This window comes from Roseimicrobium sp. ORNL1, from assembly GCF_011044495.1.
In the GTDB taxonomy this organism is placed as follows: Bacteria; Verrucomicrobiota; Verrucomicrobiia; order Verrucomicrobiales; family Verrucomicrobiaceae; genus Roseimicrobium.
Genome location: NZ_CP049143.1, coordinates 6,549,502 through 6,570,269, shown reverse-complemented (window position 1 = coordinate 6,570,269; position 20,768 = coordinate 6,549,502). Strand labels below are relative to the sequence as shown.

The following is a 20,768-nucleotide window of genomic DNA, read 5'->3' as shown; positions in this document are numbered from 1 at the left end:
CTGTCAAGGACGTGGCAGAATCGCCCGCCTGCGGCATGGTGTGGGATGACCCCCGCTGTGGATGAAGATGCCCTGCGCTCCCGATGGCAACGCCTGTGCAGCGACCTTGCTGTGCCGGACATGGGTGATACTACGTGGCAGGTCTTGCGAGGCGCCTACACGGAGCCGCACCGCGCGTATCACAATCTCACCCACATCGCCGAGTGCCTTGCCCAGCTTGATTATATTGCGGGCGTCATTAATCCACCAGAACACGGCACTTTGGAGATGGCCCTCTGGTTCCATGATGTGGTGTATGACACCCATCGGCATGACAACGAGGAGGTCTCCGCCGCGCTGGCGGAAAGGCACCTGGCCCGGGCCGGTGTCCCGCGCGACCACATCTCTCACATCACCCACCTCATCCTCGCCACCAAACACAGCCCCACGCCACCCATTGGTGATGCCGCCTGGATCGTGGACATCGACCTCGCCATCCTCGGTGCGAATGCACCGCGCTTCGACGAATACGAAAAGCAAATCCGCGCGGAATACCACTGGGTGCCTGAGCCCGACTTCCGCAAAGGCCGCGCCGCCGTGCTGCGCATGTTCCTGGAGCGTGATGCCATCTACATGACACCTGCATTCCACACGCGATACGAAAAGGCTGCGAGGGAGAACTTGCAGCGCTCGCTCAATGCCTTGGCAGGATAGGAGAGGATGGGGGACAAGCCCCCATCGCAACTCACCTCAACACCAATCCGCCAGCGTCCGGAGCTTCACATGCGCGGCACCGCGGTTCAGAATCTCTTCCGCAAGCGCCTTGCCGGCGGCGAGGTCGGGTGAGATGCCCGTGATCACAAAGCCCGCTGCGGCATTCAGGACCGCGAGGTCGCGCTTCGCGCCCTTGATGCGTCCCGCAAGGATGCCCTCCAGGATATCCGCGTTCGTGTTCGCCTCGCCGCCCACCAGATCGGCGAGCTGCGGCTTCGCGAAACCCAGCTTCGACGCATCAAAGTCCGCGCGCTCGATCACGCCATCCTTCAGTGCCGCCACGCGATTGATGCCCAGCGTGGACAGCTCATCCATCCCGCGGCCATCATCGGTCTTGCCATGCACCACCCATGCCGCCTTGCGGCCAAGCTGGCGCAGGATGTCCGCAAACGCCGGCACCAGCGCATCATCGAACACGCCAACCAATTGATACGGCGGGCGCACCGGATTCAGCAGCGGCCCCAGCAGATTGAAGATGGTGCGCAGGCCTTCCGCCGCCACCAGCTTGCGCGCTTCCACCACCGCCTTGAAGGCAGGATGATACTTCGGCGCGAAGACGAAGCCCACGCCCGTCTCCTTCACACAGCGGGCCAGGTCTTCCGGCTCCAGATCGATTTTCACCCCGAGCGCCTCCAGCACATCCGCGCCGCCGCTCTTGCTCGTGATGCCGCGATTCCCGTGCTTCACCACCACCACACCACCGGCCGCGAGAATGAAGACCGCCGTGGTCGAGATGTTGAAAAGGCTCAGCTTGTCTCCGCCCGTACCCACCACATCCAGCACCGGGCCCTGCAGCGCTAGCGGATCAATCGGCGGCGAAATCGCGTGCTTCAGAAACTCATCCACGAATGCCGCAATCTCCCCCGGCGTCTCGCCTTTCTTCGCCAGCGCTTTCAGCAGTGCAGCCTTCTGTGCCGCCTCCGGGGCCGGGTCCAGCAGAAACGCCGCCGCCTCCCGCACCTGCGCGGGGGTCAAATCCTTCCCTGCCACCAATTGAGTCTCGAGTTCCTGCATACCACGAGTTTTACGGAACACCCCCCCTGCCTCAAGTGCCAAGTTCATCACCCGTCGCGAAATTCGCAAATCGTGTGTCCACTTTGCAACTTGTTTGAACGTCTGGACCTAAATCGGAATCTGCATGATCCAGTTACCCGCGATTCATTCTTAGAACCCCCAAGATTCATATCACACCATAGCAATCCGCCGCTCATCAACTGCAGGCCAGGTCTTTTTCCCTTCTCCCTTTTTCAAAACCTTGCCCAGCATCTTGGCACAAGTTATGTTCGTATCAGGATTGCATCCTTGCCATGAAACAGCCTGAAAATACCCCTGAGACCATCAGCGGTTCCCTGCTGCTGGCCGCCCCGTCGCTCCGCGATCCGAATTTCTTCCACACCGTGCTCCTCCTTGCGGCGCACAATTCCGAGGACGGCGCCTTCGGTTACATCTTAAACCGACCGCTGGACAAGCAGGTCTCCGACCTCCTCGAAGATCGCGACCTCGGCCCGCTCGCCGATGTGCCCGTGTTCCTCGGCGGCCCCGTCGGGACGAACAAGCTTTCCTTTGCCGCGCTCGATTGGAACAACAAGAAGCGCGCCCTCCAGATGCAGACGCATCTCTCCACGGAGCAGGCCATCAAGGAGCTGAAAAAGGGACGCATCGTCCGCGGCTTCGTCGGCTACTCCGGCTGGTCCGAAGGGCAGCTCGAGAATGAACTCGAGCAGCACTCCTGGATCGCCTGCAAGCCTGACAAGAGCGTGCTCACCCTCCCCGAGCCCGGTGAACTCTGGACCACCATCCTCGCCGACCTCGGGCCCTACTACAATCTCCTCGCCCGCATGCCCGCGGATCCGTCGTTGAATTGATGGATCAGCGAGGAAAGGGAGCGCTGAAGGAATAGCCGCAAAAGAACGCAAAAATCGCAGAAGGGATCTGCTGATTTGGTGATGCAGCACGAAGTGTGTCTGCATCACCCAGCATGGCGCAAGTCCATCGCAGGGGGCGGCGCTAGCCTGGTGCCGTCATCGTCGCATGTCGCTTGAGGCATCATCACCTCAGCGCGCCGCATTCTCCTTCCCAAGGACCGGGGACATTCCTGTCCCCGCTTGCGGTTGCCCACGCCCTCCCACAAGAAACCAATCTCGCCATCCCTGCCAGTTCACCCCTCTTGCGTCTCTTTGCGGCCAATCCTCAGTCTTCTCTCCCCAAACCACCGCTCAACCACTGCAAACTCCCCCCACACCCTCAAACATTCGCGTTCCTATTAGTGCCCATTAGTGGTTAAAAAGGCAGCTCCTCGCCACGTTCCCACACGCGCATGTCCACATCCACGTCTGCCTCCCCCCTTTCTCCCCTCCGCCTCTTCGCGGTTTTCCTTTGCGCGGCAGTCGTCTCCTCCCTCCTCCCCGCCCAATCCACCCCCTCCCGCTCCCAGCTTATCCCCTCCCGAGGTAGCCAGTCTTCCTCCCCGTCTCCCCAGTCTCCGGGTCTCCCCTCTCAGAATTCCACCCGGCCAAACATCCTCATGATCGCCATCGACGATCAGAATGACTGGCTCGGCTGCCTCGGTGGGCACCCGCAGGTGCAGACGCCGCATCTCGATGCCCTCGCGGCCCGCGGCACCCTCTTCACGAACGCCCACTGCCAGGCCCCCCTTTGCAACCCCTCCCGCGCCTCCCTCATGACCGGCCTGCGCCCCAGCACGACCGGTATCTACGGGTTGGCCCCCGGCATCCGTGCCGTCGACGCGCTGAAGAAGCACGTCACCCTCCCGCAGGAGCTCATGAAGCACGGCTACTACACCTACGCCTGCGGGAAGGTCTACCACGATGGCTCCATGCGTCTCCCTGGTGCTGGTGCCGGGAAGAACGCGGACGCCGCCGAGGGCGAGGGCCAGGGGCAAGGCCAAGGTCAGGCTCAGGCCCAGGGAAAGAAAAACGCCGCCAACCCCTCCGGCAAGGCGAAGCCCTCACCTGCCGCCCCAGGCACTCGGAACGCCCCGGCTGGCAACCTCCCCCCGGAGTTCACCGAGGTCGGCCCCTCCCCCGGCATGCCGAAGCCGCCCCAGCCCATCGCCAAGTTGAGCATCGAAGGCCGCCACCCCGCCATGGACTGGGGCGTCTTCCCCGAGAAGGACGAAGACCAGGCCGACTGGAAAATCGCCGATGCCGCCATCGCCAAATTGGAGACCGCGCCCAAGGACAAGCCCTGGTTCATCGCCGCCGGCTTCCGCCTCCCCCACGTCCCATGCTACGCGAGCAAGAAGTGGTTCGACCTCTACCCGGACAACGCCACTCTCCAGATGCCCCCTGTGAAGGAGGACGACCGCGCCGACCTCCCCCCCTTCGCCAGCTACCTCCACTGGCGCCTCCCCGAGCCCCGGCTGAAGACCCTCCAACTCCTCGATGAATGGCGCCCCCTCGTCCGCGGCTACCTCGCCAGCATCAGCTTCATGGACAGCCAGTGTGGCCGCCTGCTGAAGGCCCTGGAGAAGTCCGGCCAGTTGGAGAATACCATCGTCATCGTCTGGGGAGACCACGGCTGGCACCTCGGGGAAAAGGGCATCACCGGGAAGAACACCCTCTGGGAGCGCAGCACCCGCGTCCCCTTCATCTGGGCCGGCCCCGGCGTCACCGCCGGCGCCCGCTGCTCCAGCCCCGCCGAGCTGCTGGATGTCTTCCCCACGCTCCTGGAAATGACCGGCCTGCCCCCGCGCTCCGACCTCGAGGGGCACAGCCTCGCCCGCCAGTTGAAGGACGCCTCCGCCCCCCGCGAGCATCCCGCCATCACCACGCACAACCAGGGGAACCACACCATCCGCACCCGCTACTGGCGCTACATCCGCTACGCCGACGGCTCCGAGGAGCTCTACGACGAACAGTCCGACCCCAACGAATGGACCAACCTCGCCTCCGACCCCAAGTACGCCGCCCAAAAGTCCGACCTCGCCAAGTACCTCCCCAAAGTCGACGTGCCTCCTGTGCCCGGCAGCAAGAATCGGGTGCTGACGTATGATCCCGCGACAAAGCAGGCGGTGTGGGAGGAAGTGCCGATACCGGCGGGGGAGACGCTGCCGGATGATATTTTGGTGAAGTGACCCCAAGGAGGGGCGACTTCAGTCGCCCGCTATCAGTCGCAGGGAGCGGGACTTGCCAAGTCCCGGCGGTCAGCAACCATGCGTGCGGAGCCTATTTGAATTTTGTCATTCTCAATCCAACGACAGCTCACTTGAAGGAGCCTCCGCAGTCGCCCTCCCAAATCCCTTCGGAACATATCCGCGCTCACGCATCCACAAGAGAGTCTCCTCCCACTGCTCTTGCGTGGTCTTCAGCTTGTCAGGATGCCAGCGTTCCAGGACCTCCCGGAAAATGGCATCCTCCGTGACGGGTTGCCCCCAGATGATGAGATCATTCCACGCGGCATAGACAGTAGCAAAGCGCTCACACCGCTCAGTCTTCCACTCCATCATTTCATCCATCAAGGCGTGAATGATCCCGGCCTTGTCCTGCCACAGCTTGGAAAAAGATTCCCGGTGCCCCCCTGGGTTGCCGAGAGGCTGGTAAGAGTGCCTGCCATCCGCAAACTTCTCCTCAAACCAGTTACAGCACTTCATCTTCTCTTCGACCTGCGCAATCAGCTCCGGATCGTGCGGACCTCTGGCAAAGCGTCGGGGACGGCTGTCGATTTCGCGCAACTCCGCAATGTACTCTGCAAGATAGATGACCTTCTGCAGTTTGGTTTGTCCGAACGTCTTGTGATGGTGCATGCGACCCACAATCTCCGCGGCAAGCACGGCCCGCTGAAATTCGGGCGTTGCATGAAGTTCGATTACGTTGGAGGGCTTTGATGTCGTCTGCGGTTTCGTCGTTGTTAACTCCGCGACCAGGGCTTCGAGCAGTTTTGAGGCGGTTTCACGAGCGGTGGCGAGCTGGGTTTCCAGCGCGTCTACCAAGGCCATCAATTCGTCCACCTTTGCCACGATTCGGCGTTGTTCGGCGAGGGGTGGGATGGGAATCCAAACCTGTTCCAGAATTCCAAGGTTGATGTTCTTTTGCGCCGTTGATGGAGCGAACTCCTCGAGTCGTTCCTTAGCCGTTCGCATGAAATACTCGAAGTACCGGACTGATGGAAGGGGCTCCGCTGGGATGAATCCAACGACGCTATCCGGGAAACATGCGTCGAATCCGAGAATTCCAGAGTCGGCAATATTTGCCGCGATTGTAATGCACAGTGTTCCTGCTGGCCATTTCTTGCTCTGTGCCAAACCAACGTCGTTGTAGAGCCCAGTATAGGATTCGATTGTGCCGTTTGCTCTAGCAACATCACCAGTCTGAACGAGCGGGTGGTTGCCTCTTGAAAAAAGCGCTGGGTCATTCCGCGGACGATGCTTCGATTTCCCTCGACCGAATTCCCCAAGCTCTCGAAAACGCGACCATGCCCAGCATGGGGGCAGCTCGAATGGCGTGGTGGCATTGGTTTCATCGGACTCGCTCCGAGAAACATCGAGTGAGTTCGCGATACGATCCAAGAAGATTTCCGCAGGCTCGTCATTCGGATCTTGAGGCACAAGTTTCCCCTGGACGGCGAGGGTGAGGATGGATTTGCGAAGGTTGGCAGGGGAGATGGCGTAGGACTGGTGGAAGAGGAAACTGAGGTTGGCCGGTGTGGGTGCTTCGGTGAAGCGAGCCAGCGAGGCCCGGGCCAGCGCGACGTGCCACGTCTCCCGTTCCTGCTGCTGCGCCTCCAGCCGGTCACACAACGCCATCAACTCATTCACCTTCGCTACAATCCGCTTCTGCTCGGCGAGAGGCGGAAGGGGGATGGGTAGATTTCGAACCTTCGCGAGATTTACGCGATCACGCGTTATGCCAGTGATCTCTTCAAGGAACTGTCTCCCAATGATAGGAGCGTTTATGACGAGTGAAACATATCGGGTGTCGAATTTGGACTCGGGAAGTCGAAGGCGAACCACGTCTGCCACAATAATTCCCTGCCCCAATTCTTTTGGAGCAATGCAGCACTTCCCGACAGGTTCCCCAAGCTTGTTCAAGAGCAGGTCGCCTGGTTGAAAACTGTGACGCCTCAGTTGTTCTGCCTTCTCGTGCGAAACGAACTTAATATCCTTTAATTTAAACTCATTTCGACCGATGTTCTTTAACCTAACAATCGGCACGCCGGACTCCGTATATTCCTCGGCTTTGAGGTTCGAACCAAACGGTCCGTCAATGAAGTCATCAGTGTAGGAGGGGACGCAGTTTCCAAGCCGGACCCACGACCATGTTTTTGGGGCTGCAAAAGGCAGATCCTCTAACGCGAGGTCTGCCAATGCTGCCTGCTTTCGAATTAGTTTTTTTGTTGTGAGTTGCTCTCGTTCTTCTGCTATTCCGTCAACAATACTAGAGGCTACTCCATCTCGTTCTTGGCGTGCGGTCAGCAGGCCTTGCGCAGCGGAATCGAGAATCAACTCACGCATCTTCGCAACAGCGCCGGGTCCGTCGGCAAAGAGCTCGAACTTTTCGAAGAAGGTTTCGAGCGTCATTCGGCAGTCCCTGCGGTGGTGGTTAGGGCGTGATGGAGCTCTTGCTTCAGTTTGACGCGGGTCGCAGCAATCTGAGTAAGGAGCCTCTCGTATTCCGGCAGCAGGTGGTCCACGTCGCCGGGGCCGGTGTCGGAGTTGTGCGGATTCTTGAGGTCTAGGTTAAAGTTGCCGACTTTGATCTGCTCGATAGGCACGCGCCAAGCGTATTCGTTTTCCACGCGTGCCTTGAAGCCGTCGCTCTCGTCGCCCCACCAGGTTTTTTCAGGCTCGAATTCCTCAATGCGGATCGGTTTGCCCTTGTTGTAGCTCTTGGCACCGGGTGGATAGGGATGCTCGTAGTACCAGATCTCCTTGGTCGGCGCGCCCTTGGTGAAGAAGAGGAGATTGGTACGGATGCCGGTGTAGGGATTGAAGACACCGTTGGGCAGGCGGACGATCGTGTGGAGGTTGCACTCGGTGAGGAGGGCTTCCTTGATACGAGTCTTTACGCCTTCGCCGAAGAGCGTGCCATCGGGCAACACGAGTCCGGCGCGGCCACCGGGTTTCAGGATCTTCATGAGCAACACCAGGAAAAGATCGGCAGTCTCGCGAGTGCGGAACTCCGCAGGATAGTTTGCCTCGATGCCGTCCTCCTCCATGCCACCGAATGGAGGGTTGGTGACGATGACGTCCACTCGTTCCTTTGGGCTCCAATCGCGTAGCGGGCGGGCGAGCGTGTTGTCATGACGGACGTTGGAGGGAACGTCGATGCCATGCAGGAGGAGGTTCGTCATGCACAGGACGTGCGGTAGATTCTTCTTCTCAATGCCGGAGAAGCAATCCTGAATCTTGCGCTCATCTGCTTCTGTCTTGGCCTGCTTGCGCAGGTGTTCGACTGCACAGACGAGGAACCCGCCCGTGCCGCAGGCCGGATCCATGAGCGTCTCGCCGAGACGGGGGTTCACCTGATCCACAATAAACTGGGTGACGGCGCGCGGGGTGTAGAACTCCCCGGCATTGCCCGCGGACTGGAGGTCCCTCAGCAGCTTCTCATAGATGTCACCGAACATGTGGCGGTCTTCGGAGGCATTGAAGTCGATGCCATTCACCTTGTTGATGACTTGGCGCATCAACGTGCCGTTCTTCATGTAGTTGTTCGCATCCTCAAACACCATGCGGATGAGACCGGCAATCTTGTCACCGCCTCCGGCGAGGGCTTTCAGCTTGGGCAGGAGCGTATTGTTGACAAAGTCGAGCAAGGCCTCGCCCGTGATGCCTTCCTCATCGGTAGCCCAATTGCACCAGCGTAGGTGCTTGGGGAGCGGGGATTTGTAGTTGTCGCGGAGCAGTTCCAGCTCCTGCTCCCGGTCATCAAAGATCTTCAGGAAGAACATCCAACCAAGCTGCTCTAGTCGCTGCGCATCGCCGTACGTCCGGCGTCCTTGCGCATGATGTCTTGGATGGTTTTGACGATGTTGGAGACGTTGGGCATTGCAGGGCAGAATTGACTGGGGAGGGAACCCGTGGTAGGATACTGGCAAGTTGGACTGGAAATTTCCGGTCGGCGCTGGGCTTCTGGGATTTCCCGGAGGCCCTTCGCATTTTTAGGGGAGCAGATTCAGCCCCCATCCCTCCACTTTTCCTTCGGGACTGCGCCGGAGCTTGGTCGCGATGATTTCAAAAGCGCGGTTGGGCTGGTCAGGTCGCAGATGATGAAGGGCTACGGGGCGGGCCATGAGATCGGTGATTTGGAGGCCGGGAGAGTTGGATGCCTTGGGCACCATGACAAGCTGAAATGGCAACGGCTTGTGGAGCGCGTTCTCGCCGTTACAGACGCGGCGGAAGGCCAGCTCGAGCTCGGCATCCTCCCTCCTCCCACGCTTCTCCACGATGATCGCCGTGGTGCCGGCAGTCTGCCCGATGTCTTCCAGATGGCGGAATACCCGAGCAAGCCCGGTCTCCATGGCGTAATCGTACGGGCTCACAGGTATGTGGTGCTTCGCAGCGAAGGCGGGCTTGTCGATCACCACCGCGATGATGGTGGCGGGCAGGGCTCTCATCTGGGCCGTGAGTCCGGCCTGAAAGCGCTCGCGCAGAGGTCTCTGCATCAAGAAAAGAAAGTCCCCGACCGGCTTCCGGATTTCATGCTCGTGGAGAACCACCTCGTCGTGGCCCCAGAACTCAAACTTGAACCGTTGAAGGTCCGGGCAAACACGATCCACGTATTCGTCCTTGGGCAGGACCGCAAACAACAACACAAAGACAGGAAACTGCGGATCAATCTGGACGAGATTGTGGTCGCCGCTTTCATCCACGAAGACCAGATAGTCGCTGAAGGGAGGTGTGGCGGACATGGTCAGGCGGCCTTGTCATAGAGCACGGACTCCAGCTCACGAATGGCGGCAAGGTAGTCTGGCTTGCCGCCGAACAGCTTGATGATTTCCACGGGTGTTCCAAAAGCGGGGAGAGGGTCCACCTTGAGGATGTCGAGCGACTCCACACTGCGGATGCCACTGTCAGCATACTTCTGCAGGAGGGCGTCCAGCACGGCACGCGCCTTTTCCCCGTACTTGCCGAATACGTTCCGCTTCTTCACCTTCTCGGCGCGTTCCTTCCGGGTGAGGGGAGGCTGGTCGAAGGCAACGTGGCAGATGAGGTCAAAGGCATCGTAGTCACGGCCCACGTGGTCTGCGAGTTCGTCGAGGAAGACGCCCTTGGTGGCAAGCTCCTCGTAGATGGCATGCTTCTTTTCAGCATCATTCCACACCGTGAGGAATTCCTGAAGAGACGTGTAGGTTTCGCGGACTGTTTTGCGTGAATAATCCCGGAGTGACTCCGTGATGAGCCTCCCATCTTCATTGAGGTACTGCACGCGCTCGATGGCGACGGAGACAGCGACGTCGTTGACATAGTATCTGGTGGTGCCGGGGCCTGGAGGCGGCAGCCCTCCGGGTGGGTCCACGATGACATCCTCGTCTTCATCGTCATCGAAACCTTCTGGTGGCTCATCCGGTGGAACAGGCGGCAGCCCCTCCTCGGGTTCATAAATCTGCACAGGATCGCCGTCGAAGTCCGGGTCCGCAAAGAGTGCGGTGGCCCGCTTGAAGTCCATGATGGTGAAGTAGAGCTTGTTGTAGTCCTCGTTGATTCGGGTGCCGCGCCCAATAATCTGCTTGAACTCGGTCATAGAGCCGATGCGCCGGTCGAGCACGATGAGCTGGCAGGTCTGGGCATCCACGCCCGTCGTCATGAGCCGGGATGTGGTGGCAATGACAGGAAAGATAGACTCTGGATCGATGAAGTTGTCGAGCTGAGCCTTGCCCTCGTCGTTGTCGCCCGTGATGCGCATGATGTACTTGCTGTTCGCGGCGGCGAGATCAGGATTGGCATTCACCAGTGCCTGCCTCATGCGCTCGGCATGGTCAATGTTCTCACAGAAGACAATGGTCTTCGCATAGCGATCCGTTGCCCTGAGGAACTCCGTGACCTTCGCGGCCACAAGGTCCGTTCGCTTCTCCAAGATAAGGTTGCGGTCGAAGTCCCGATCATTGTACTCGCGGTCTTCGATGAGATTCCCGTGTTTGTCCAACTGGCCCAGTTCCGGGCGCCAGCCGTCGAGGTCCTTGTCGATGCCGATACGAACTACTTTGTAAGGCGCGAGGAAGCCGTCTGAGATTCCCTGTCGCAGAGAGTAGGTATATAGGGGTTCCCCAAAGTAGTTGATGTTGGAAACGTCTTCCGTTTCCTTGGGTGTCGCCGTGAGCCCTATCTGGGTGGCGGACGAAAAGTACTCCAGCACCTTCCTCCAGGCAGCGTCATCAGCCGCACTGCCACGGTGACACTCGTCCACAATGACGAGGTCGAAGAAATCAGGCGAGAACTGCTTGTAGACGTTTTGCTCCTCCTCGGTGCCTGTCACTGCCTGGTAGAGACAGAGATAGATTTCAAAGGCTTTGTCGACCGTGCGATTGGTGATCTTTGTCATCGCCTGGCCAAATGGCTTGAAGTCATTGGTCTTGGTTTGGTCGGCAAGGATGTTGCGATCGACAAGAAACAGGATGCGCTTCTTCGCCCCCGACTTCCATAGGCGCCAGATGATCTGGAACGCCGTGTAAGTCTTTCCGGTACCCGTGGCCATTACCAGCAAAATGCGGTCTTGCCCCCGCGCAATGGCATCGACCGTGCGATTGATGGCGATGATCTGGTAGTAATGAGGCGTTCTTCTGGAACCGTCGTCGTAGTAACTCTGCGTGGCGACGGTTTCCTGAGTTTCGGTGTACCCCTTGGAAGTGCTGTAGCGTTCCCAGAGTTCTTCAGGTGTTGGAAACTCGTTGAGAGGGATTTCGCGGGTTACAATCCCACTTGTAACGGTCCGGTCGTGCTCCAAGAAGGCGTCCCCATTCGAACTATAAGCAAAGGGAACGTCGAGAATCTCCGCGTACTCGAGTGCCTGTTGCATTCCATCTCCCACCGAGTGGTTGTTATCTTTCGCCTCAATGACCGCGATGGGCATGTTTGGCTTGTACGAGAGGATGTAGTCAGCCTTTTTCGCTTCGCCACGCCTTACGGTCTTGCCGCGCACGATGACACGCCCCTTCGTGAAATAGGTCTCCTCTCGAATTTGCGTCATCACATCCCATTTCCCACCATCTGCTCCAACTAGAGCAGGGGTGATGAACTTGGTACGGATGTCCGCTTCTGTGAGGGCTTTCTTATCCATGTCGGCACGAGTTCGAGCGCTCGTCGGACCGCTCGGGATGCATTTAATCCAGAGCTTGTATCCATGGCAAGTCGAACCCGTGCGCATGGAGAAAACGCGCCGAGATTGGCTCTTCTGTGAACCTCTTATCTTTGCGCCCAATCCGGCACGATGAGGAACCACACTTCGCCTTGGTAGGTCGCAGTTGGTTGATGGTTGAGAGTCGGTGGTTGATAGCCTGAAGAAGATTCTGACTGAGCACCGACCTCAATCCGGAACGGGCGGACCCAGAGGGGGGCGGGGGAGGTGTCGCGGGAGCGGACGGTTTGGAGATCGGCGGGGAGGGGGATGGTGGTGAAGCGGGGGCAGCCGCTCATGATGTCGCGCAGGTCGGAGAGGGGGAGGGTCCACTCGGCGGAGCCGATGAGTTGATGGTCTTTGGTTGATGGTTGATAGCCTGAGACGGGGGTGGTTGATGGTCCTTGGTTGATAGTTGATGGTTGGTTCCCTGAGACGGAACTTGAGGGTTGGGGGAGGGAGGAGGTGGTGAGGAGATCCTGGAGGGAGTCGGATAGGGCTTGGCTGAAGGGGGAGTTGGCGTTGCCGAGGTAGGTTTGGGAGGGATCGAGCTCGGGGGGTGTGGGAGTCGAGGACGATGACGAGAACGAGGAGGAGGACGAAGGTGGTGGGATGAGGGGGACCAGGGGGACGGGCTCGTTGGAGTCCTGGAGGTGGCGCCGGAGGTTGTTGGCCATGGTGAGGTGGCGGAGCTTGGACTGGAGGGGAAGGGTAGAACGAGAGGCAGGTTGGGGGGAGGGAGCGAGGGGCGGCGAAGCGGTGTCCCGGACGAGGGCGATGGCCATGCGCAGGGAGGTGATGCGGCGGCCGGGGAGGGCGACCTCGAAGGGGAAGGCGCTGGGCTGCAACTCGTGCAGGGTGAAGAGGGGTTGCCGGGTCACGGGGCCGCGCGACCAGAGGCCGGTGGCGGAGGTGTGCCAGGTGTCGCCATCCCAACGGCTGCCGAAGTAGCTGCCGCGGGCCATGGCCTCGGCGGGTAGGTCAGGGTCGGGGTTGAAATACGTGGTGAGCGTGGCCACGCCGATGCAGAGCTGGTCGCCATCGCGGTCGGTGGAGGTGCCGGCAGCTGGAGAGGACGGAGAGGACGTGGTGGAGGGCAGGGAGGTATCCACGCGCTCGATGCGTCCCAGGATGGCGATGAGGCGTGGTGTGGCTTCATTTCCCTGCAGTGCGGCGGGATCCCCGGGCTGCATCTGCATCTGCTCCTGCGCTGGCGCGGGGATATTCGTGAACCCGGTGTCCATTTCCGTGGGGTAGGTGGTGATGCTCACGATCTCCGGACCGATGAAGGCGGAGGGGAAGCTGGGGATGACGATGGCGACGGGGCACGGCGGAGGCAGGCAGGGCGGCGGCAGGAAGCAGGGTGGGGAGGGCTTCCACCACGACGGCGGTGGAAGGTTCCCGATGGGCGGCACGGGCTTCACCACAGGCGGCAGGATGGCGATGGGAGGCACGGGCTTCACCGGGAAGGTGGGCCCGGGCTGGGGGCGGAGTCCGGGGGAGACTCCGGGTGAAATGGGGTTGCTCGTGATAGGCCTGCCCGTAGGCAGCGGTCTGCCGACTAGCGGATTGTTTCTTATGACCGGCTGAGCTGGCTGGACCACCGTGGGCCGTTGTGGAGTGACGATGGTCGGTCGCGACGGGATGACGATGGTCGGCCTCGTGGGGGTGAACTGGCCTGGTTGGTTGGGCTGAATGGTCCGGCGGCCGGTCTGTTGCGCGAGGGAAGTGGTGGGGTTTCCCATCAAGGCGAAGAGAAAAATCGCGAGAGCAGCGGGAAAGGCACGGTTGCGGGTGGCATGGCAGTGCATGGGGCCTCCTTGGTTCGGTGGTGCGCATCTTATTCTACCGGAATGGAAGCACTTGGGAAGAGAAGAGGCTTCGCCCGGAATTGCGGACCGCCGGCACTAGGCTAGTGCCGCTCCTTGACGCTGGGTCGGCAGTACGGTGAGGGAATGGCCGCAAAAAGACGCAAAAGGCACAGAAGGTTTTGGTCTTGGGTGCGGGAGGAAGGTGGGATTGTTTCTCCCTCGTGGGTGGTGGTATTCGGTTTTAACCACTAATGGACACTGACGAACACTAATGTGAGTGGGCGCTGGGTATGAGGCGTATGTGAGCGAGGGCTATCTTCTGCGATCTTTGCGTTCTTTTGCGGCTATTCCCAAGAACGGTCACACGGCGCAACGCCTCGTTACTGGGGACAGGAGTGTCCCCGATCCTTGGGTGTCGCCGAGCTCTTACTTCTGTGCCTTTTGCGTCTCTTTGCGGCTAACCTTGTATTGCCTCTTTTGTCAGGATACGCACCTGGAGTTCGAGGTCGTCATTCACGAGGTGACCGGCGAGGCGTTGGAAAAATTTTCCGGAGCCGTAGAGGATGCCCCACTGGGTGCGGTCGAGGGTGAAGGTGGTTTGCAGGGCGGCTTTGCCTTCGGGGGTGAGACCGGCGGCGGCTTCCACGGTGAGCGGGTGGGTGATGCCGCGCAGGTTGAGGGCGCCGTGGAGTCGGAGGTTGCGGCTGCCGGGGCAGTCGGCGCAGACTTCGGTGCGCTCGATGGTGAAGCGCGCTTCGGGGAAACGCTCGACGTCGAAGAAGTCATCGCTCTCCAGGTGATGGATGAGCACATCGTGGAGGTCGCTGCCGGCGAGATCGCTGCTGGTGATGCGATGCATGTCCAGCACGACTTCACCGCGGACGACATTTCCATTTTCAAACAAGACTTCGCCACTGCGAATGCCCACCTGACCCCAGTGCTTGTTGATAAGGTTGCGCCCCACCCATACGACGCGGCTCTCGGTGAGGTCGAGTGCGTGCGTGCCGTTCTTGATGGCGGGAGGTGAGGCGGGCGGCAGGACATTTTCTAGGCTCAACCCCTGAGCGGTCCACGCGGTGACACCGCCGCGCAGGTCATGCACACGGGTGAATCCGGCCCGCTCGAGTTTTTCCGCGGCGACCTGGGACTCAAGACTGCTCTCCCCGGCTCCGTACACGGCGATGGGTCGGTCCTTGGCGAGTTGGCGCTTTTCCAACTCGGGGAAAAACACCATTTCGAACACACACTGGTTCACCGCGTCGGGAAGATGGCCTTCAGCAAAGTCTTCCGGCAGGCGCACATCGAGCAGGAGGAGGTCGGGATGGTGCGTCTGAAGATCGCGCAGGTCGGCTGGGGTGATGGTGGTGCTCATGGGTGGTGCGGTGAGGTGCGACGGTGAGCGGTGGTCGGTGCGACAGTAGGAATACGTATCTGCCGCGACTCGGAACGGCGATTTGCAATGGTTGAGACGCCGTTTGGGGAAACGAAGCTGAACCTTTTTGTGCTTTTTTGCGTTTCTTTGCGGCTATCTCAGACGGCTGCTGCGTGAGCGGGGGCGTGGGTAGGTGATTTCCCTGTGTTTGCGCGACTTTTTACTGGTGCGTGAGCGTAGGGTTTTGCATATCGTCTCTGCAAATACATGATTGGCATCGACCTTGGCACCACGAACAGCCTTGTAGCTGTGATGAAGGATGGCGTTCCCGTGACTCTGGCAAATGAGGCGGGGGAGGACCTGACGCCTTCCGCAGTGGCTGTGGCTGAGGATGGTGCGCTGCTCGTGGGCCGTGCGGCGAAGGACCGTCTCATCGTGGCGCCGGAGTCGGGGCGCACCTTTTTCAAGCGGGATATGGGCACGGCGGCGAGCTATCGCTTCGGCGGGCGCCGTTGGACGCCGGTGGAGTGCAGTGCGGTGGTGCTGAAGGAGATGAAGCGCATCGCCGAGCTGCGCCTGGGCAAGCCGGTGGAGAGCGCGGTCATCACGGTACCGGCGTATTTCCACGACCAGCAGCGTCAGGCCACGGTGGAGGCGGCGAAGATTGCCGGACTGAAGGTGGACCGCCTGGTGAATGAACCCACGGCGGCGGCGCTGGCCCATGGCTTCCGCGCGACCTCGGACCTGAGCACGCTGATGGTCTTCGACCTCGGCGGCGGCACGTTCGACGTGACGGTACTGGAGTGCTTCGAGGGCGTGGTGGAGGTGAAGTCCTCCGCGGGTGAGAGCCGCCTCGGCGGGGAGGACTACACGGATGCCTTCGCCGCCTGGATCCAGAATGAATTCCACTGGAAGCCGAAGGAGGAGGAGAAACTCCGCTGGCGCGAGCAGGTGGAGATGCTGAAGCGCAAGCTCACGAAGGAGGAGCATGCGACCTTTCCGCTCGGTGACAAGGAAGCACCGATCTCGCGTGATGATTTCCGCACCGCTACGGTGGAGCTCACGGCGCGTCTGCGGCCCGTGGTGCGTCGTGCCCTGCGCGATGCGAATCTCACGCCGCAGCATCTCGATGCCGTGCTGCTGGTGGGTGGCGCGAGCCGCATGCCGCTGGTGATTGATCAGTTGCGCGAGGATCTGAAGCTGCCGCCGAATACCTCGCTGGATCCAGATCGTGTGGTCGCGCTCGGCGCCGCGGTGCAGCAGGCGCTGTGCGTGGGGGATTCCGCCGTGCGCGATCTCGTGCTCACGGATGTGTGCCCACATAGCCTGGGTGTGGAAGTGACGAAGCCACTGCTGCCCGGGCATATGGAGCCGGGGTATTTCTCACCCATCCTGGATCGCAATACCACGGTACCGGTGAGTCGCAGTGAGGTGTATCACACCTTGCACCCGGATCAGGACGAAGTGCTGCTGAAAATCTACCAGGGCGAGAGCCGACTCACGAAGGACAATCAGCTCATCGGCCAGGTGCGTTTCCACGGCATGAAGAGCCGGCCCGGGCAGGAGCGCGGGGGGGAGTTCGAGGTGCGCTTCAGCTATGACATGAATGGCATCCTGGAGGTGGAGGTCTCGATCCCGGCCACGGGTCGCAAACTCAACGAAGTCTTCGAGCAGCGCCCCGGTACCCTTAGCAAGGAGCAGATCGCGGAGGCCATCCGCCTGCTGCAACCCCTGAAGGTGCATCCGCGTGAAGCCCCGCCGAATCGTGCCCGCCTCGAGCGCGCGAACCGTCTCTATGTGGAACTGAGCGGTGGCATGCGGGATCAACTCAGCATGTTGCTGGATCGCTTCGAAGCTGCGCTGCACACGCAGGACGCAGCGAAGATCCACGAAGCCGGCGAGGACCTGGATTCCTTCATGCGACCGTTCTTCCGCGAGGAGGAGTGATGGAGGACTGCTGGGAGATCCTCGGGCTCGATCGGGACACGGCCACGGAAAAGGACGTCAAGGCCGCGTACGCCTCCTTGCTCAGGGTCCATCGTCCTGATCATGATCCGGACGGATTTCGGAAGGTGCGCGCAGCGTATGAGGAGGCCATGCGCTGGCTTTTGAATAATCAATCAGGAGACATCGCCGCTGGTCCCGAGGCGCTGCTGGATGCATCACCTGGTTGGGGTGGCTGGCCTGGATTCTTGTCGCCTGCACCGGATGCCCGCGCGCTCCTTGCGTCTGCCATGGCATCGCAAAAATTGGAGGAGCTGGAGGCGGCGTTCGAGAGGATTCAAAAGAAGACCCCGGGTTGGTGGTCCACCGTACGAATGGCTATGCTTCTCCGCGACAATCTGGAACCCACGGCTTCGGCATGGGTGGTGGAGCGGTTCAGAGCACAGGACGTCCTGGAATGGATGGAGGCGGGGCGTTTGGAGCGCTGCCGCCTCGTGCTGGCTGCATGGGAGCACGCAGGTGACTCGCAGCATGCGGAGACTCTCATTGACTTGATGGTGCAGAAGCCTGCAGCCATGGCCTCGGAAGATGCCGTCACTCTGGGATATGAGCTCGCCAGTTGGTATGCCTTCTGGTCTGAGCAGAAGACGCACGCGATGGCAGACGTCCTTTTTCTCATGCTGCCGCCGCGACTCCGGGAGGACATGATGGATGCCCTGGATGAAAAGGTGGACTTCGGCCGCCTCTTCCTGGCCATGAAGGAGGACGCCCGGCGTGTGTGGTGGATGCATCTTCGTCTTCCCTACCGGCACTGGGATTGGGGTTCCGCATCGTCCCAGCAAGCCCTGTCAGAGATGGCGGAAGGCATCGATGACTACATCGACACTTTTGTGGAGTGGGAGGATCGGATTCCGCCGCATGCCTGGGATGCCTTGTGGGGGGCCATTGAAGCCTCTCGTGCTCGCATGAGCAGGGGCATGTTTGATGAGGATTCTTTCTGGTTTCGGAGCCATACGCACACTTGGATCGGCGTGGCTCTTTTGGTGATCGTGGTGGGCGCGCTGATGGTCGGTATCGAACTGCTTATGCGTTACCTAAGAGAGTAATAGTTTTGGGTCGCGGCATGCGGTTCTTTGTCCTTGGAAATTTCATCCAATTCCGCTTGGCTGGTGTCTGAGTTTCTTGACCCCGACTGGTGCTCTCAAGAGAGATGGAAGACCCCTGGCAGATACTGGTGCTGGACCGGCACACCGCGACCGAGCGGGATGTGAAGGCCGCGTACGCGCGGCTGCTCAAGCAGCATCGGCCGGATAGGGACCCGGAAGGGTTTCGCCGGGTGCGACTGGCGTATGAGCGGGCGCTGAATGGCATCCGGAAGTCGGACGATGGCGGCGATGAGAAGGTCGCTGCAACGAGGCAGGCGCACGCTGACCGAAGCGAGCCGCTGCCGAGGGACTTGCCCGGTCCTCGCATGCCAAAGCGCGAAGACCAGCCGGTGAGTGCAGGATGGGACGCAGCGCTGCATCGCTTGCGTGAAGCGCTCGAAGTGGATGGTCGGCGTGAGAGCATCCAGTCAGCGTGGCAGGCCTTTGTGCGGCAGAGCCGCGTGGATCGCATGCCCATGCATCAGGAGGCTGCGACTGTGTGGGAGGTCTTTGGCAAAGATGCGGGGTGGTTCGCGGATTTTGTGACCGGGTCGTGGCTGGTGCGCTGCATCGAACAAGGGCTGGTGGAGGTTCCCGCGGCAGTTATTGCACATTGGGATGCCTCAGGAAATACCGCCAAGCTTATCGCGCTCGCGGAGGAGTTGGTCATCGAGATGCGTCAGGTGCCGTGGGAGGAATCGCTGGGCGTTATTCAGCAGCTCGCACGCGCGGTGGTGTATTGGGACGCACTCCTGGCAAAGGACATGGTGGATCTGGTTTGCGAACTCATCCCCGATGGCGAGGCGAAGAAATTGCGAGTTGAACTAAAAGATGACCTTGCGAGGGGGAGAATGTTTCAGGATGTGCCGGAAGCGCACAAGCTCTTCTGGCGGCAGGTCATGAAGAAGTCTGATGCGGCTGAGGAAGTCGATTGGAATGTTCGTGCTGCGCAGACCGCATTGGCGTGGGTTCGCCAGAATCGCGGCACTTCATGGGATGGCTATGAAGTGATTCGTGAACTCGTGCCACCGAAGGAAAAAGCGAAGCTGGATGACGCCGCTCGAAAGCTGGCGAATCACGACAAGGTCGAGTGGTGGCCCATCATCTCCCCATGGCTGGGCAAGCTGGCCGTGCTTAGTGTATTGATCCTGCTGAAGGCGTGCTCGAAATGGTTTTGACGAGATGGGGTTCAGTCCATCTCAATCATCGCCTTCACCACGCCGCTGTCCGGGCGCAGCCATCCGTCAAACTGATCGGGCACGGCGCTGAAGCTCGTGCGGTGCGTGATCCATGGCGTGGTCTTGATGTGTCCCTCACGAATCAGGCCGAGGATGCGTGTGAAGTCGGTGGGCACCGCATTGCGCGTGGCCATGAGGGTAAGTTCGCGGCGATGGAAGAGAGGGTCGGGCAGAGTGACAGCCTCTGAGGTGATGCCCACATACACAAGGCGGGCACCGAAGGCTGCGTACTCAAAGCAGCGGCTCATGCTGCCGGGGTGTCCCGTGGCATCAAAGATGACATCTGCACCGCGGCCGCCGTTTGCTGCGAAGAAGGCATCAGGCTCGATGAGCGTGTGGGCATGCGTCGATTCGATGCCGTAGTTTTTTTGCAGGAAGGTTCGGCGTGCGGGATTTGGCTCGATGACATGCAGCTTCGCGCCGGTGAGAAGGACGAATTCGATCACGCTCAGGCCGATGGGACCTGCACCCAGCACCAGCACGGTTTCTTGTGCTTGGGGAGCACCGCGATTCACCGCGTGGCAGCCGATGGCGAGTGTCTCCACCAGGGCGAGTTGATCGTAGGCGAGGTCGTTCGCGGGATGCAGCTTGTGCGCAGGCACCTTGATGAAGCGACGCAGGCCGCCATCGCAGTGCACGCCGAGTACTTGAAGTGTCTCGCAGCAATTCGTGCGGCCAGCGAGGCACGGCGGGCATGAACCGCAGTTGAGATAGGGCTCCACGGAGCAGCGGTCGCCGGGCTGGACGTTCGCGACCCCTTCACCCACGGAGATCACTTCGATGCCCAGCTCATGGCCCAGGATGCGGGGGAATTGGATGAAGGGCATCTTTCCCAGATAGCCACTCACATCCGTGCCACAGACCCCGATGGCATGCACGCGGATGAGGGCCTCGTTTTCAGAGGGAGATGCCGGTTCCTCTTGCTCAATGAACGCGAACTGACGTGCAGCGGTGAGAGAGAGGGCGAGCATGGGAAGGTGAGCTAGGCGGGGTCTACTGAGAATGCGTAGGCCGTTGTAGGAGGCTACTCAATCGCGCCGGCAGTAGGCCGTCAAGAGCATCAAAGCCAAACGCGAGGTTACTTAGTCCATCGTGATGGTGCAAAAGGCAGCAAAGGCCGGGGAGCCCTGCCGTAAATGGTGGCGTCCATCTTCAAACGCCCATCATGGTGTTGCCTTCCTCATCCAGAATCCGTCTTCACTCTGATACCC

13 protein-coding genes and 1 pseudogene are annotated in these 20,768 nt (G+C 60.4%); 6 read left to right on the top strand and 8 right to left on the bottom strand.

Features of this window, described 5'->3' with window-relative positions; genetic code table 11:
- Window positions 1-45 precede the first annotated feature (45 nt).
- The gene (locus tag G5S37_RS26390; protein ID WP_165208258.1) at window positions 46-693 is read left to right on the top strand and encodes an N-methyl-D-aspartate receptor NMDAR2C subunit; all 648 of its coding nucleotides are present in this window, start codon (window positions 46-48) and stop codon (window positions 691-693) included.
- A gap of 36 nt (window positions 694-729) precedes the next feature.
- Here the strand turns inward: G5S37_RS26390 and trpD are convergent, their stop codons facing one another.
- Entirely contained in the window at window positions 730-1,788 is a 1,059-nt protein-coding gene (trpD, locus tag G5S37_RS26385) for an anthranilate phosphoribosyltransferase (RefSeq protein ID WP_240914720.1), read from the bottom strand.
- 272 nt (window positions 1,789-2,060) lie between these two features.
- On the opposite strand from trpD, the gene G5S37_RS26380 reads away from it, so the two are divergent.
- On the top strand, window positions 2,061-2,618 hold the full coding sequence (locus tag G5S37_RS26380) for a YqgE/AlgH family protein (RefSeq protein ID WP_165208256.1): 558 nt from the start codon (window positions 2,061-2,063) through the stop codon (window positions 2,616-2,618).
- Between the two features lie 659 nt (window positions 2,619-3,277).
- Window positions 3,278-4,849, top strand: a complete 1,572-nt coding sequence (locus tag G5S37_RS26375) for a sulfatase (protein ID WP_165208254.1) — start codon at window positions 3,278-3,280, stop codon at window positions 4,847-4,849.
- Window positions 4,850-4,960: 111 nt separating this feature from the next.
- On the opposite strand, the gene G5S37_RS26370 is transcribed toward G5S37_RS26375, so the two are convergent.
- From G5S37_RS26370 to G5S37_RS26345, 6 genes and pseudogenes are all read right to left on the bottom strand, one after another.
- On the bottom strand, window positions 4,961-7,291 hold the full coding sequence (locus G5S37_RS26370) for a restriction endonuclease subunit S (protein WP_165208252.1): 2,331 nt from the start codon (window positions 7,289-7,291) through the stop codon (window positions 4,961-4,963).
- Window positions 7,288-8,762: pseudogene (locus tag G5S37_RS26365) on the bottom strand (class I SAM-dependent DNA methyltransferase). The gene G5S37_RS26370 and the pseudogene G5S37_RS26365 overlap by 4 nt, the downstream one beginning before the upstream one ends.
- Window positions 8,763-8,874: 112 nt before the next feature.
- The gene (locus G5S37_RS26360) at window positions 8,875-9,624 is read right to left on the bottom strand and encodes a DUF3800 domain-containing protein (protein WP_165208250.1); all 750 of its coding nucleotides are present in this window, start codon (window positions 9,622-9,624) and stop codon (window positions 8,875-8,877) included.
- A 2-nt stretch (window positions 9,625-9,626) separates the two neighbouring features.
- Window positions 9,627-11,990, bottom strand: a complete 2,364-nt coding sequence (locus G5S37_RS26355) for a DEAD/DEAH box helicase family protein (RefSeq protein ID WP_165208248.1) — start codon at window positions 11,988-11,990, stop codon at window positions 9,627-9,629.
- Between the two features lie 125 nt (window positions 11,991-12,115).
- Window positions 12,116-13,858: a hypothetical protein gene (locus tag G5S37_RS26350; RefSeq protein WP_165208246.1), complete on the bottom strand. Its 1,743-nt coding sequence runs from the start codon at window positions 13,856-13,858 to the stop codon at window positions 12,116-12,118.
- 457 nt (window positions 13,859-14,315) lie between these two features.
- Window positions 14,316-15,230, bottom strand: coding sequence for a YceI family protein (locus tag G5S37_RS26345; protein ID WP_165208244.1), 915 nt, complete (start codon window positions 15,228-15,230; stop codon window positions 14,316-14,318).
- Window positions 15,231-15,497: 267 nt separating this feature from the next.
- Between G5S37_RS26345 and G5S37_RS26340 the strand changes: the two genes are divergently transcribed.
- The 3 genes from G5S37_RS26340 (at window position 15,498) to G5S37_RS26330 (ending at window position 19,497) form a co-directional block, all read left to right on the top strand.
- A complete protein-coding gene (locus tag G5S37_RS26340; RefSeq protein ID WP_165208242.1) occupies window positions 15,498-17,177 on the top strand; it encodes an Hsp70 family protein in 1,680 nt (559 codons plus the stop codon).
- A complete protein-coding gene (locus G5S37_RS26335) occupies window positions 17,177-18,280 on the top strand; it encodes a J domain-containing protein (protein ID WP_165208240.1) in 1,104 nt (367 codons plus the stop codon). Before G5S37_RS26340 ends, G5S37_RS26335 begins: the two co-directional genes overlap by 1 nt.
- 104 nt (window positions 18,281-18,384) lie before the next feature.
- Window positions 18,385-19,497: a J domain-containing protein gene (locus G5S37_RS26330; protein ID WP_165199476.1), complete on the top strand. Its 1,113-nt coding sequence runs from the start codon at window positions 18,385-18,387 to the stop codon at window positions 19,495-19,497.
- An 11-nt stretch (window positions 19,498-19,508) separates the two neighbouring features.
- Here the strand turns inward: G5S37_RS26330 and G5S37_RS26325 are convergent, their stop codons facing one another.
- Window positions 19,509-20,528 (bottom strand): zinc-binding alcohol dehydrogenase family protein, encoded by a 1,020-nt coding sequence (locus G5S37_RS26325; RefSeq protein ID WP_165208238.1) that lies wholly within the window; start codon window positions 20,526-20,528, stop codon window positions 19,509-19,511.
- Window positions 20,529-20,768 lie beyond the last annotated feature (240 nt).